Origin of the sequence: Propionispira arboris (genome assembly GCF_900109225.1) — a bacterium.
In the GTDB taxonomy this organism is placed as follows: domain Bacteria; phylum Bacillota; class Negativicutes; order Selenomonadales; family Selenomonadaceae; genus Propionispira; species Propionispira arboris.
Genome location: NZ_FNZK01000019.1, coordinates 1 through 13,693, shown reverse-complemented (window position 1 = coordinate 13,693; position 13,693 = coordinate 1). Strand labels below are relative to the sequence as shown.

General features: G+C 36.2%; 11 protein-coding genes. All 11 read left to right on the top strand.

Annotation, left to right across the window (positions count from 1 at the left end):
• The first annotated feature begins 100 nt into the window (after positions 1–100).
• Positions 101–1,858 carry a DUF4153 domain-containing protein gene (locus BMY14_RS16155; protein WP_091834085.1) on the top strand — a complete coding sequence of 586 codons (1,758 nt, stop codon included), beginning with the start codon at positions 101–103 and terminating at the stop codon, positions 1,856–1,858.
• Between the two features lie 749 nt (positions 1,859–2,607).
• Complete coding sequence (locus tag BMY14_RS16150; RefSeq protein WP_091834082.1) at positions 2,608–5,490, top strand: sigma 54-interacting transcriptional regulator; 2,883 nt, start codon at positions 2,608–2,610, stop codon at positions 5,488–5,490.
• A 212-nt stretch (positions 5,491–5,702) separates the two neighbouring features.
• Positions 5,703–6,149: a PTS sugar transporter subunit IIA gene (locus BMY14_RS16145; protein WP_091834079.1), complete on the top strand. Its 447-nt coding sequence runs from the start codon at positions 5,703–5,705 to the stop codon at positions 6,147–6,149.
• Between the two features lie 21 nt (positions 6,150–6,170).
• Positions 6,171–6,473, top strand: a complete 303-nt coding sequence (locus BMY14_RS16140; protein WP_091834077.1) for a PTS sugar transporter subunit IIB — start codon at positions 6,171–6,173, stop codon at positions 6,471–6,473.
• A gap of 45 nt (positions 6,474–6,518) precedes the next feature.
• Complete coding sequence (locus tag BMY14_RS16135) at positions 6,519–7,901, top strand: PTS galactitol transporter subunit IIC (protein WP_218144923.1); 1,383 nt, start codon at positions 6,519–6,521, stop codon at positions 7,899–7,901.
• A 22-nt stretch (positions 7,902–7,923) separates the two neighbouring features.
• Positions 7,924–9,264, top strand: coding sequence for a sn-glycerol-1-phosphate dehydrogenase (locus BMY14_RS16130; protein WP_091834072.1), 1,341 nt, complete (start codon positions 7,924–7,926; stop codon positions 9,262–9,264).
• Positions 9,265–9,358: 94 nt separating this feature from the next.
• Positions 9,359–10,402, top strand: a complete 1,044-nt coding sequence (locus BMY14_RS16125; RefSeq protein ID WP_091834069.1) for a 2-hydroxyacid dehydrogenase — start codon at positions 9,359–9,361, stop codon at positions 10,400–10,402.
• Between the two features lie 24 nt (positions 10,403–10,426).
• Positions 10,427–11,122: an L-ribulose-5-phosphate 4-epimerase gene (locus BMY14_RS16120; protein WP_091834066.1), complete on the top strand. Its 696-nt coding sequence runs from the start codon at positions 10,427–10,429 to the stop codon at positions 11,120–11,122.
• Between the two features lie 29 nt (positions 11,123–11,151).
• The gene (gene rhaD / locus BMY14_RS16115) at positions 11,152–11,970 is read left to right on the top strand and encodes a rhamnulose-1-phosphate aldolase (RefSeq protein ID WP_091834063.1); all 819 of its coding nucleotides are present in this window, start codon (positions 11,152–11,154) and stop codon (positions 11,968–11,970) included.
• A 41-nt stretch (positions 11,971–12,011) separates the two neighbouring features.
• Positions 12,012–12,848, top strand: a complete 837-nt coding sequence (locus BMY14_RS16110; RefSeq protein WP_245741454.1) for an HAD-IIA family hydrolase — start codon at positions 12,012–12,014, stop codon at positions 12,846–12,848.
• A 63-nt stretch (positions 12,849–12,911) separates the two neighbouring features.
• Positions 12,912–13,693, top strand: a 782-nt coding sequence (locus BMY14_RS16105) for an FAD-dependent oxidoreductase (protein WP_143063189.1), incomplete at its 3' end; no start/stop codon positions are given.

Genomic DNA, 13,693 nt, shown 5'->3' with positions numbered 1-13,693 from the left:
TTAGTTTGTTTAATTTTAAGATATATGGTTGGATTGATAGTAAATTGCTGTTCGGAAAAGGAAGCATTTCCAGCCCCCTATATAGTTAGAGGAGGTACATATGTTAGAAAAAATCATTTCATTTTGTCAGGGATTAGTAGCAAAATTTATTGCAAGCAGTAAACGATTCCCCGTGACAATCTTGCTATCAACGGCTATTGCCGTTATTCTCGGTGTGGAACAGCATATGCTCAGCGCATTAACAGAAGAAAACAGAAATTTACTGCAACATCTTTGTATGATTTTAGGATTAGCGATTCCTGTATCGTTAAGTATCAAAGTTTTTTTTGAAAGAAGACCATCCTTAACCAACCGTGAAAAATGTATGATCTATGGGATCGCAATAGGTGGATTATGGCTTTACTACGCATTTTTGCTGGCAGATCTGCAAATCACAGCGTGGATTCGATATACAGCGGTTACGATTTCGTTTTATTGTATGTTTCTTCTCATCCCTTATTTCTACAAAAAAGACAACTACGAGCTCTATATTGTTCATTTAGTAACAAGATTTTTTGTTACCTATTTATATTCCGTAATATTGTATGCAGGGCTTGCAGCTATACTCGAGATGATACACGTACTCTTTTTAATTACGGTTTCTTTTGAGGCTTATTTTGATATTGGACTGCTTATAACTGGAATTTTTGCTCCTGTATTTTTCTTGGGGGATATACCAAAACAGGATAAGGAACTTTCCATTTCGTCCTATCCTAAAGTTCTCAAAGTATTATTACTTTACATCATAATGCCCTTAATTGTGGCATATTCCACTACATTGTATATTTATTTTGCTAAAATACTGATTCAAATGGAATGGCCAGCAGGAATCGTCACAAATCTTGTGATATGGTATTCCTTACTCGGTGTTACCGTTATGTTTGCTATTTTCCCAATGTGTCATACGAGCTCTTGGGCAAATAAATTTATTAAAGTATTCCCCATTGTGGTATTGCCCTTATTGGCAATGATGTTTTTGTCGTTAGGTATGCGAGTTAATGCCTATGGCATTACGGAAAATCGCTACTTTGTTTTTCTTACAGGGCTTTGGCTGGTAAGTAGTATGATATATTTCATTACCCATAAAACTCCTAGAAATATTGTCTTACCCATTTCGCTAGCGATTTTATCATTGCTGTCGGTGATGGGACCATGGAGTTGTTTTTCGGTTTCTACAACGAGTCAAAGTATGAGACTTGAAAAAATTATTAGTAAATATGATATGATAGAAAATGGTAAAATAAGTAAAATGAATCCCGAGATTACAGTAGACGATAAAAAGGAAATTACGAATATTCTTTATTACTTTAACAGCTATCATAAGTTGGATGAAGTGAAAATTCTTCCGCAAAATTTTAAAATAGGCGAGTTTAAAACAGTATTTGGATTTTCACCAACTGATAATAATGGCCTTAATGGAAACGCAGCGAAATATTTTAATCATGTCATGCAAGAACAAGAAAAAGTCGCAAGTATCAATGGGTTTGACTATTTATTCGAGCTGTCCACAATAAATAGTCAAATAGAGAAACCGGAAATACCCATTTCTGTTGTGTGTACAGGGAAAGACAGTGAAGTTAAGATCCTAGAAAACGGCCAAGTTATTTACGCCAAAAAGATCAATGATATTGCGCAGAAAATACATACTGCGAATCAAACCAATTCTGTAAAAAAAACAGAAGATATGATGGTTACAGATGAAAATGAAAATGTAAAAGTTATTTATTTTGTCAAAAGCATTTCTGGGACTGATGATGAAGGTGTAATTAATACTCAATCGCTGGATTGTTCCTTGTTGGTCAAAATGAAGAATCATTGAAAATTCCTAAAACTTCAAAGGATTGTGAGCTTTAAAATATCATTTTTAGGTGATTGTTGTGAAAGTAGGGCTCAGGGGATTTTTTTTATGTCTAACCTTGAAATAATGAAATTTGTTTTTAGTTTTAAAGATGAATCTGTAATGTGAGATTATAGAAAAACAGCTGAAGACCAACGGTTTTAATCGTTGATTTTCGGCTGTTTTGTCGTCAAATGGTAGTATAAAAGAAGACACTTTCTGAATAAGAGTATAATGAATCTGCTATACTAAAATATTACAGAAAGAGGGTTTGTTATATGTCACATAAAAGAAAAAATTCTCAGCTAAATTAAAATCAGATTTGAGTTTATCGACCATATCCACACTGATAATCCTGCAGGGGTGCTTACGAAATATCATCACAGCTCAAGCTGGATATCATATTGGTCGAAAAAAGGCACGGTGCTATATTTTAAAAGATAACATTATGATTGAACGTGCTTCATACGTTAAAGTATGAACCGGATTATCTAACGATACTAAAAATATAACTCCATGGGATGAAGATTCCGTATCTTTCCTATGGGGTATACTTTAGTTTAATTCCTGCTTACATTTTATACATTACAAAATGCGAATATACTCTAATATTTACATTTTGTATAAGATGTTAAATAGCAAACGTAATAACGCGATATGGATCTGATAAAAAACTCAGAAAAGTATGGCATACATCTTGCTTACTATAATATAGAGGAGGAGATATGTTTATGGAGATGCAGAATAAGATCATTAATATCATCAACACAGAAAATAAAAAAAATCCTTTAACAGATATGGAAATTGCTAAATTCTTGAATACGACACGAGAAAATATTACGAATATCAGAAAAGAATTAAATATTCTTAATTCTCGGCAACGAAGGTATCCTTATTTAAAATCGGCAATTTTAGCCATTGAGAAAAATGCTAAAACAATCAATATTGCTGATATAACAAGAGCGTTATTAGAACAGGGGTTTACTATATCACGTCGGGTTGTAGAAGAGGTTTTGTCAAAAGAAGAAACAACTTTTGATGTGGCTGTAGAGAATCATGCCATGAAAGATCCTTTTACAGATTTAATTGGGTATAAGGGCAGTTTGAAAAATTCAATTGAACAGGCAAAATCAGCAATATTGTATCCGCCCAAAGGTTTACCGACCTTGATTGTTGGCGAAAGCGGTGTGGGAAAAAGTTTATTTTCAAAAAAAATGTATCAATTTGCTGAGCAGGAAAGTATTTTACGGGCTAATGCTGAGTTTGTTGTATTTAATTGTGCGGATTATGCGGATAATCCGCAATTGTTATTGTCGCTTTTATTTGGTTATAAAAAGGGAGCTTTTACGGGTGCAGTAAATGATAGCCCCGGTTTGGTGGAACAAGCTGATGGCGGCATGCTGTTTTTAGACGAAATTCACCGTTTACCGCCAAAAGGACAGGAAATATTGTTTTCTATTTTAGATCGAGGCAGTTTTAGGCGGTTAGGCGAAAGCAGCGGTGAACGGAAAGTAAGTATTATGTTAGTTGGTGCTACAACTGAAAACATAGAAACAAATTTATTGCTTACCTTTCGTCGCCGTATACCAATGGTGATTTATCTGCCTTCCTTGCGTGAACGATTTTTAAAAGAAAAAGTTGACTTAATATATCGAATTTTCCAACAAGAATGTAATCGAATTAATTGTAAAATTTTTGTAGATAAAAATGTGGTTGAAATTTTGGCACTTAATAAATTTAATGGCAATATTGGGGAATTACAGAACATGATTCAAGTGCTCTGTGCCAGATCTTTTCTGAAAGTTATGCATAACAAGGCAGATCGTCTAGTTTCGATCGATGTGAATGAAATTTTAAAACTGATTGATTCCGTCGATGAAAAGACTTTAATGGATGAAAACCATTCGGAAATTAGAAAATATTTAAATAATTTAATGCTGATTCCTTTTAAGCCTGATAATCTGGCAGCCTCGTTTCCTATAGAAGAGCAAGATCCAGATATACAAGATATGTATCAGAGTATCGAAGCAAAATACGATGAACTCAAAATATTGAATTTATCGGAAGGTGAAATAGAAAATATTCTCTGGGCATTTGTTATAAATCGCTTTACAAGTTTAAATGTAAATGATATTAGACAGCCAGACCTTTTTTCAATGAATAATTTATGCAGTTTCGTCAGTGAAACGGTTATGTCTGAAGTGAAGTTTTTGATGCAAGAGCTTATTGAAAAAGAAGCAGGACTCCAAATCAATCGTAGTGCATTTAAATATTTGGCAATTCATCTGGAAGAGGCTATAAAGAGAATACGTTTGAATCAGAAAATCATTAATATTCATCTGGATAAGATTAAACGTGAGTTTGCGGCTGAATATTCGATTGCTTTAGCAGCTACCAAGCGCCTTGAACAGCAAGAAAATATTAATATTCCCGAAGATGAGGTTGCGTTTATTGCTTTATATATCAAATCTGCTTTTAATTCTGAAACTTTAAAAACAAGAATTGGCTTAATTATGATTTCGCATGGTTATATTGCCAGTGAAACAGTAAAGGTTATTAAAGATCTGCTCGGAACGAATTTCCCTATTGCGCTTGATATGCCATTAACGGAAAAACCAATCAATATTTATAATAAAGCGATTGAACTGGCTAAGGTTATCGATCAGGGACGTGGGGTTTTGTTCTTAGTAGATATGGGATCTTTGAGCAATATTGGTGATATCGTTTACGAGCAGACTCATATCAAGACAAAGACTCTCAATCGTGTTGATCTTGTTTTGGGGCTTGAAGCTACGCGGCGGGTATCTTTAGGGGAAGATACTTTAGATGAAATCTATTTTTACTTAAAAAAAGATAAGTTGGGTGATTTGTACTTTACTGAAAAAGAAAATAGTCATAAAGCAAATTTGATTATTGCGATGTGTCTGACTGGCGAAGGCAATGCCAAGCATATTGGTGAGGTGATTAAAAAAGAGTATACGCATATCCCTTGTTATGTTATGAGTGCCCTTGATGAAAATTTGCTGAATGAAATCACCGATTTTCAGAAAGAACATAATGTATTAATTGTCGGGACGATGAATCCTAAAATTGCTGGGACTACTTTTATTAATTATGACAAAAATCTATTGAAAAACATTGAACTTTATTTTGAAACAAGGCATGAATCAGAACTTACGAAATATGAACGCAATATAACTCGTGATTTTATGTTATTTGAACCTGCTATTTATTTTAAAAATGAAATTTTAGAGTATATTTGTTCTTTGCTGATTAATAAAGGGTATGTTGAAAAAGAATATTTACAGTCGGTACTCGATCGAGAAGCTTTATTGCCTACTTTTAGTGAGGGAAATACAGCAGTACCGCATGGTAATTCAATTGCTGTGAATCGCACGAGTTTTGTTTTTGTGAAGTTGAAAAATCCGATTGACTGGGGCGTCGGAAATGTTAATTTTATCTTTATGCCAGTTTTTAAATCAAATGACCAGGAAGTTGTAAAAAATATGCTGCAACTTTTACGTGACCATGAATTTATGGTCAAAATTAAAAGTTGTACAAATCAAGATGATTTTCAAAATATTATTTTAGATAAAATTGCACAGTTAGAATAAGGTGGTCATAAAGCAGAAAATTGAGACTGTTACATAATGTTTAGACAAAACTTTCAAATGTATTTTTGTTTGCAAATTGTGGAATGGTTAAGAAAAGTCTTTAGAATGCAGGCTTTTCAGAGAAAATAATGGATTTTTTTTGTTGGCACGAAACTTGCTTTAATATTAAGTGGCAGGTTAACTCAGAGAGTTGATAGAGGGGAGGAAAAATAATGGATTTAGATTTGATTGCATTAAACGTTGAAGCAGAAGATCCCAAAAGTGTCATTCGGGAATTGGGCACACGAATGCTCGCCAAAAATTATGTCAAAGATACGTACATTGATGCAGTGTTAGAACGAGAAAGTAAATTACCGACAGGGTTGGATTTAGGTGAATTTTGTGTAGCAATTCCGCACACAAACACAGAACATGTAAATATATCTAACTTTGCGATCGGAATTCTAAAAAATCCAGTCGAATTTCATTCGATGAGTGAACCGACAAAAACACTGAAAATTGGTTTGGTCTTTTTACTGGCGGTAAAAGATCCGGCTTCACAAGTGGGGTTGTTGGGAAATTTAATGAAAATATTTCAAAATGTAGACTTAATGAAGAATATTAGACATGCAACAACAAAACAAGAAGTCGACGATTTATTAGATTTTATTCAAATTTAGACGTAAAGGGGCGATTTTTTCATGAAAAGAGTCAATATTTTATCTGTATGTGGTTCAGGAACGGTAACGTCTTCGATGGTAGCAGGAAAATTGAAAGAATATCTAAATGATAAGGGATACCATGTTGAAACAGTAGAAGCAAGACCGACAGAAGCGATGAACTTAGCCCAGTCCGGCAAGTTTGACCTGCTTACTTTTACCAGCCCGCTGCCGCAGGGTGATTATGGGATTCCTGTAATTAATGCGTTTGCTTGTTTGACCGGCATGGGAGAAGATGAATTTTTGGAGGAAGTAACGAAAGTCATTGAGGGTTTGGGAAAATAACTTTTTGTATTAAAAAATTTAACTAGAAGAGAGGACTGTTATATTTTGGATATATTAAAAGAGATTATTGATTCATTAGGAGCAGCCGTAGTAGTACCAATTGTTATTTTTATTATTGCTAAAGTGTTTAAAGTTACAACTAAAAAATCTTTTTTAGCAGCTATGTATGCAGGGGTAGGTTTGGCTGGATTTATGTTATTAATCAATGCCTTTACACCTATTATTAGTCCGGTTATCCAGAGAATGGTGAATAATACCGGCGTCAATCTTCCCGTATTTGATGTGGGCTGGCAAGCTACATCATTGGTCGCCTATTCGACCGATGCGGGCATGTTGTATCTGGGAATAGGAATTGTACTTCAGACCGTCTTATTCTTGATTAAATGGACGGATGTTTTTCAACCATCTGATTTATGGAACAATTATTCTTATATGGTATGGGGAGCTATGGTTACTACTGTTACAGGCAGCTTTACTTTAGGGATTACTTGTATGATATTGATGAATTTATATAGTTTATTGATTTCTGAATTGCTGGCTAAGAGATGGTCAAAATACTATAACTATCCGAATTGTACGATTATAGCAATGCACAATGTAGAGCCTTCTATTTTTGCTATTGTTATAGAACCAATTTATAATTTTTTTGGGCTTAACAAAATCAAATTAAACCCACAGACAGTACAAGAAAAATTTGGCTTCTTAGGTGAACCGATGACCTTGGGTCTCGTTTTAGGGATGCTGATTGGTATTATTGGGAATATGGATCGTATTACGACTATTATGGCATGGGGCGAAATTTTTAAAGTAGGTATTTCAACGAGTGCAGTAATGGCTATTTTCCCAAAAGTTGCAGCTGTATTTTCCCAAGCTTTTGCTGCGATTACAGAAGCTGCACGTAAAATGATGTCGAAACAAACAGATCGTGAATGGTATATTGCTGTGAATGATGCCTGTGGTTATGGTGAACCAGCAACACTTACGTGTGGTTTGATCTTGATTCCAATTATGGTATTCATTGCGGTTATTTTACCGGGAAACCAGACACTTCCGGTTGTGGATTTGCTTGCCATACCATATATGGTACAGGGGCTGGTAGCTGTACATAATGGCAATATTGTTAAAATCGTTATTTCTGGTGTGATTTGGTTTAGTCTGGGGCTTTTGGTTTGCACTGCAACAGCACCATTATTTACTAGTATTGCAACGACCGTTGGTGTAGCGATTCCGGCAACTGCTATGCTGATTACCAGCTTTAATATTTTAGGTAAACCATTGATGTCATTAGTATTTTTTGCCTTTATTACAGGAAGTCCGCTTTGGATTGGTTTGGCAGTTGTAATTTATTTTGCGGGTTTTGCTTTCTATAAACTGAACAAGCAAAAAATTACTGATTATATAGATGTACAGGCGGCGAAGAACGCTTAAAAATATATGGAGGCAACTAATAATGGATTGGAATAATTATTTGAATAAAAAAATTGAATGTGCCTGCGGCAGAGAACATAGCTGCGCTATCAAACATGTTGCTATAGGTGTTAATGTCATTGAATCTTTGCTAGAGTACATCAAAGAAAAAGGTTATCAACATGTGGCAGTCGTTGTTGATAAAAACACAGAAAAAGCAGCTGGAGAGATGGTATATGCTGTTTTAGAAAAAGGTGAAATCTTTTTTGACAAAATCAGACTAGAAGCTGACGAAATCATCCCGGATGAAATTACGTTAGGCAATCTTATTGCTGATATAGCAGCGGAAACCGATTTGATTATAGCAGTCGGTTCAGGAACGATCAATGATTCCTGTCGGTTCATTTCTCATAAAATGAAAATTGATTATTTTATTGTTGGAACAGCACCATCTATGGACGGTTATGCTTCGGATGTTACACCAATGCTGATTCATAATTTAAAAACAACTTATGAAAAAATGGGCCATGCTAAAGCGATTCTTGGTGATGTGGATGTTTTGTCAAAAGCACCTATGCGTCTGATTACAGCTGGTGTCGGCGATGTTTTTGGCAAATATATTTGCCTTACAGAATGGAAACTGTCCCATTTGATTACGGGAGAATATTATTGTGAGTTTGTTGATGGTATTATGCAGGATGCCTTAAAAGCCTTGGAAACATCGCTTGATGGTATCCCATCACGTAACACAAAAGCGATGGGAGCAATCATGGAAGGTTTGGTACTTGCCGGAGTAGGGATGAGTTATGTAGGCAATTCCAGACCTGCATCGGGAAGCGAACATCATTTAGCGCATTATTGGGAGATGATGTTTTTACAAAATGGTCAAGAGGACCCGTTGCATGGAACAAAAGTCGGTGTTGGTACGGTTATTGCATTATTACTTTATCAATATGCAAAAAAAATATTGGCAAGCGACAAAGCTTTTCCACAGCCTTCCTTTGATGAGAATATCTGGATAAAATCCATCAAAAAAGCCTATGGAATATCGGCTCCTGGGGTTTTGTCGTTAGAAGAAAAGGTACACAAAAATAGTGATGCCGCAGTAGCTAAACGATTAGCTGTATTACAGCAGCATCGAGAAGATTTTATAAAATTGGCGAAGGCCTTGCCAGCACCGGAAAAAATCATTGCTGCCATGAAAAAAATTCAGGCACCATATCTGCCAAAAGAGATTGGTGTGACGCCCGAATTGCTCAAAAATAGTATTGTTTACGCTAAAGAATTACGTAATCGGTATGGAATTCTACAGTTATTGTTTGATATGGGCGAGTTGGAAAATGCCGCGGACTGCGTATGTAAACAGATTGAACAATATAAATAAGGAATACTAAAATGGTGAATATATTACAGCTTACTATAGTTTTGAGCTGTAATATATTTTTACCAGAAAACTTCTTTCAAGGAAGGTCAGTAGTATGATAAAAATCATTGTTGTCGGCGATGCTTTGGTTAGTAGTGAAAATATGGAAAAAGCAGCGTATATGCTTCATTTAAATGATGAGATTGAAGTTGAAAAATTTGAATGGTTTTCCGAATTGAGTAAAGACGAATTTCAAAAAAAAATTTTATTAATTGAACGTAGTGGTTCAGAAAAGGTACCGATTCCTGATGGAATTTTGGAGCTCCTTCCAGATGCTGACTATCTATTGGTGCATCTTGCACCCGTTTCCCAAACCATGATTCGTGCCGGGACCAATTTAAAAATGATTGGGGTTAGTCGTGGTGGCTTGGAAAATATTAATATACAAGAAGCAGCTAAGCATAATATACCGGTAATACATGTAATCAGAAATGCTGTACCGGTAGCAGAATTTACGTTGGGTCTGATACTGGCAGAAACACGAAATATTGCGAAATCACATTATTCTATAAAAACTGGCGGGTGGGAAAAAGAATTTAGCAACGCGTTTTATAAAACAACATTATCAAATCTGACAGTAGGTTTGGTAGGGTTAGGCAATATAGGTAAATTGCTAGTTGAATATTTACAGGCGCTCAAAATAGAAGTACAAGCATATGATCCATTTGTCAGTGAAGAAGAATTGATGAGAGAAAATATTACAGTCAAAAAAGTATCTTTACAGGAAATATTTGAGAACAGTGATATTGTATCTTTGCATACACGTCTGACGGAAGAAACTACAGGAATGATAAATAAAGATTTACTTTTTTTGATGAAGAAAAATGCTTATTTAATTAATACGGCACGCGCTAAGCTGGTAAACAAAGTGGATTTACTGGAAGTGCTGCAAAATAAAAAAATTGCCGGAGCCGCATTGGATGTTTTTTGGACAGAACCAATTCCGGTAAATGATCCTTTCCTAAAATTGGATAATGTTACACTGACTGCGCATATTGCTGGTGATACAGTGGATGCTATAGCACGGTCACCATATTTGTTAAAAAATGTTATGAATGATTATTTTGCTGCCGGATTCAGTAAAATGATCATTCATTAGAAATGAGCTATGGGGGGCTGGAGTATGCTAGAAGAATTAAAAGAAATAGTATATAAAGCGAATGAAATGCTGCCACAATATAAAATGGTTACCTTTACTTGGGGTAATGTTTCGGGGATTGATCGAGATAAAAATTTAGTTGTAATTAAACCTTCGGGAGTTCCATATGAAGACATGACAGTCGACGATATGGTAGTTGTTGATATGGAAGGCAATATTATAGAAGGAAATAAGGCCCCTTCATCGGATACACCAACACATTTGGAATTATACAAAGCTTGTCGAGATATAGGCGGGATCGTGCATACGCATTCACGTTATGCAACATCCTGGGCGCAGGCTTGTCGCAGCATACCTGCATTGGGAACAACACATGCAGATGATTTTTATGGGGAAATACCTTGTACACGGGCAATGACAGACGATGAAATAAATAGTGAATATGAAAAAGAAACAGGAAAAGTCATTATTGAAACATTTCAGAAAAAAAAGATACATATGGAAGATGTTCCTGGTGTGTTGGTTTATTCACATGGGCCGTTTGCTTGGGGAAAGGACCCGCTGGCAGCTGTTAAAAAAGCGATTATCTTAGAAGAAATTGCTTTTATGGCCGAAAATACGCTATTGATTAACTCACAGGTTCAAGCGATGCAGCCTGTTTTATTGAAGAAACATTATTTTAGAAAACATGGCAAAAATGCATATTATGGTCAGGGTTGATTCGTATTTTATAAGGAGATGTGTTTTTCTTGGATATATTAAAAGCAGAGTTTATAAAAGGTTTTATTCGGTTAACAGAGGATGGTTTTCAAAAAGGCTGGCATGAGAGAAATGGCGGAAATTTAAGTTATCGTATTAGCATAGAAGAGATTGATTCTGTAAAAGAAAATCTAAAGGAAAATCACCAATGGACGCGGATTGGGGTTGCTGTCCCAGAATTGGCTGGCGAATATTTCCTAGTGACCGGCAGCGGAAAGTATATGCGTAATGTTGTTTTGGCACCACAAGATAATATTGCAATCATAAAAATAGATGATCATGGATTAAACTATGAGGTTGTTTGGGGGGTGAAAAACGGAGGCGTTCCAACCAGTGAACTTTCAACACATTTAGCGAATCACAGTATAAAAAAACAATTGAGTAAGGGAAAAAATCGTGTTATATATCATGCACACACACCCAATTTAATGGCGTTAACATTTGTTTTACCGTTGGAAGATAAAGTATTTACGCGGGAATTATGGGAAATGGCTACAGAAAATTCCATTGTATTTCACCAGGGAATCGGTGTATTACCTTGGATGATTGCTGGCAGTGCCGATATTGCCGAAGCAACAGCTAGTTTAATGAAAAAATATGATGCGGTTGTTTGGGCCTATCATGGGTTGTTTGTTGCTGGTAACAATTTGGATGAAGCTTTTGGACTGATGGACACAATAGAAAAAGCGGCGGAGATCTATAGCCGGGTAATGTCTATGGGGGGCAAGAAACATACCATTACCAAAGAAAATTTATTAAACTTGGCGGAAAGTTTTTCACTGAAGCTGCCAACAGAATTTTTGGATTAGTCTAAATTTTTTTAGAAGGGTTTTCAAAATAAATTTTAGCTATGTTAAAAAAGAAAAGGAGTTTAAAATCCATGGTATCTTTGGGGGAAATACGTTGTTTTTTATTGGATATGGATGGTACGATTAATCTTGGTGATACTTTGCTGCCTGGAGCAAAAGAGTTTATGTCGTATCTTCGATCAAGTGGTCGTCAGTTTTTGTTTTTGACCAATAATTCATCGCAGGACGGTGCTCATTATGTAAACAAGATGCAAAATCTGGGTATACGTTGTAACCGGGAGAATGTATTGACATCGGGTGACGCGACGATCAGTTATCTGTCGGCCTTAAAACCGCAGGCACGTATCTATCTGCTAGGTACATCGGCATTAGAAAAAGATTTTAGGGAAAATGGATTTGTTTTGACAGACGAAAATCCGGAATTTGTGGTACTCGGTTTTGATACAACTTTGACTTATCAAAAATTGGTTAAAGCATGTGACTTTATTCGTGATGGAGCGATTTATATAGCGACCCATCCTGATATTAATTGTCCGGTGACGGGTGGTTATATTCCCGATACTGGATCCATGATTGAATTTATTAAAGCATCGACGGGGAAAGTTCCTAAAGTCATTGGTAAACCCAACAAAGAAATTATTGAAAGTGCCTTTAGAAAAATCCCTGGTGTATCCAAAACTGAAATGGCTATTGTCGGTGACCGTGTTTATACGGATATTCGTACCGGTGAAAATGCGGGGATTGCTTCTATTTTAGTTTTGTCGGGAGAATCCACAGAAGCAGATTTGCAGAAATATGGTGTTACAGCCACGCTGGTATTACCAGGGGTGCGTGATATTTACAGAGAATTGAAAAAATATGATATAAATAAAAAATAAGTTTTGTAAACAAGAGCGGCATATTGTTTACAAAACTTATTACATAAAGAAGGTGTAATGATGATGGAAAAAGCGACAGTACTTGTAATTGGCGGTGGTGCCACAGGAGTTGGCATATTGCGCGACTTAGCGATGCGTGGCGTAGATGTCATGCTGCTTGAAATGCGTGACATGGTACATGGAACGAGTTCTCGTTATCATGGCCTATTGCATAGCGGTGGACGTTATGCTGTGAAAGATGCAGATGCTGGACGCGAATGTATTGAAGAAAATACGATCTTACGTAAAATAGGCAGGCATTGTGTGGAAGCTACCGAAGGATATTTTGTTCGCTTGCCAGAAGATGATCCGGCCTATGAAAAAGAATGGGTTGAAGCCTGCAAAAAGATCAATTTACCGGCCATCCAAATCGACACTGCGGAAGCCTGGCATTTGGAACCAAACTTAACCCATCGTGCCCAAGCTGTATACCGTGTGCCGGATGCAGCCATTGATGGATTTCGCATGGCCTGGCAGAATATTGATTCTGCGAAGAGATATGGCGGCAGAGTAAAAACGTATACCGAAGTGGTTAAGATTCATTCTGTAAACGGACAAGTAACTACGGTTACCGTTCGTGACTATTTCACCAAACAACAATATGATATTGCCTGCGAATTTATTGTGAATGCAGCGGGTCCCTGGGCGGGACAGGTCGCAGCCTGTGCGAATATTCCAGTCCATGTGCAGCCGGATCGAGGCACACTGGTTGCATTTAATCATCGTCTAACCAGCCGTGTTATTAACCGTTTACACAAATCATCCGATGGAGACATCTTTGTTCCCCATGGATCGATTACGATTTT

Excerpts from the sequence above, each read along its gene's own strand:
- BMY14_RS16120 (WP_091834066.1), top strand. The coding sequence starts at position 10,427 with ATGCTAGAAGAATTAAAAGAAATAGTATATAAAGCGAATGAAATGCTG.
- BMY14_RS16125 (WP_091834069.1), top strand. The coding sequence starts at position 9,359 with ATGATAAAAATCATTGTTGTCGGCGATGCTTTGGTTAGTAGTGAAAAT.
- BMY14_RS16155 (WP_091834085.1), top strand. The coding sequence starts at position 101 with ATGTTAGAAAAAATCATTTCATTTTGTCAGGGATTAGTAGCAAAATTT.
- BMY14_RS16145 (WP_091834079.1), top strand. The coding sequence starts at position 5,703 with ATGGATTTAGATTTGATTGCATTAAACGTTGAAGCAGAAGATCCCAAA.
- BMY14_RS16150 (WP_091834082.1), top strand. The coding sequence starts at position 2,608 with ATGGAGATGCAGAATAAGATCATTAATATCATCAACACAGAAAATAAA.
- BMY14_RS16140 (WP_091834077.1), top strand. The coding sequence starts at position 6,171 with ATGAAAAGAGTCAATATTTTATCTGTATGTGGTTCAGGAACGGTAACG.
- BMY14_RS16130 (WP_091834072.1), top strand. The coding sequence starts at position 7,924 with ATGGATTGGAATAATTATTTGAATAAAAAAATTGAATGTGCCTGCGGC.
- BMY14_RS16110 (WP_245741454.1), top strand. The coding sequence starts at position 12,012 with ATGTTAAAAAAGAAAAGGAGTTTAAAATCCATGGTATCTTTGGGGGAA.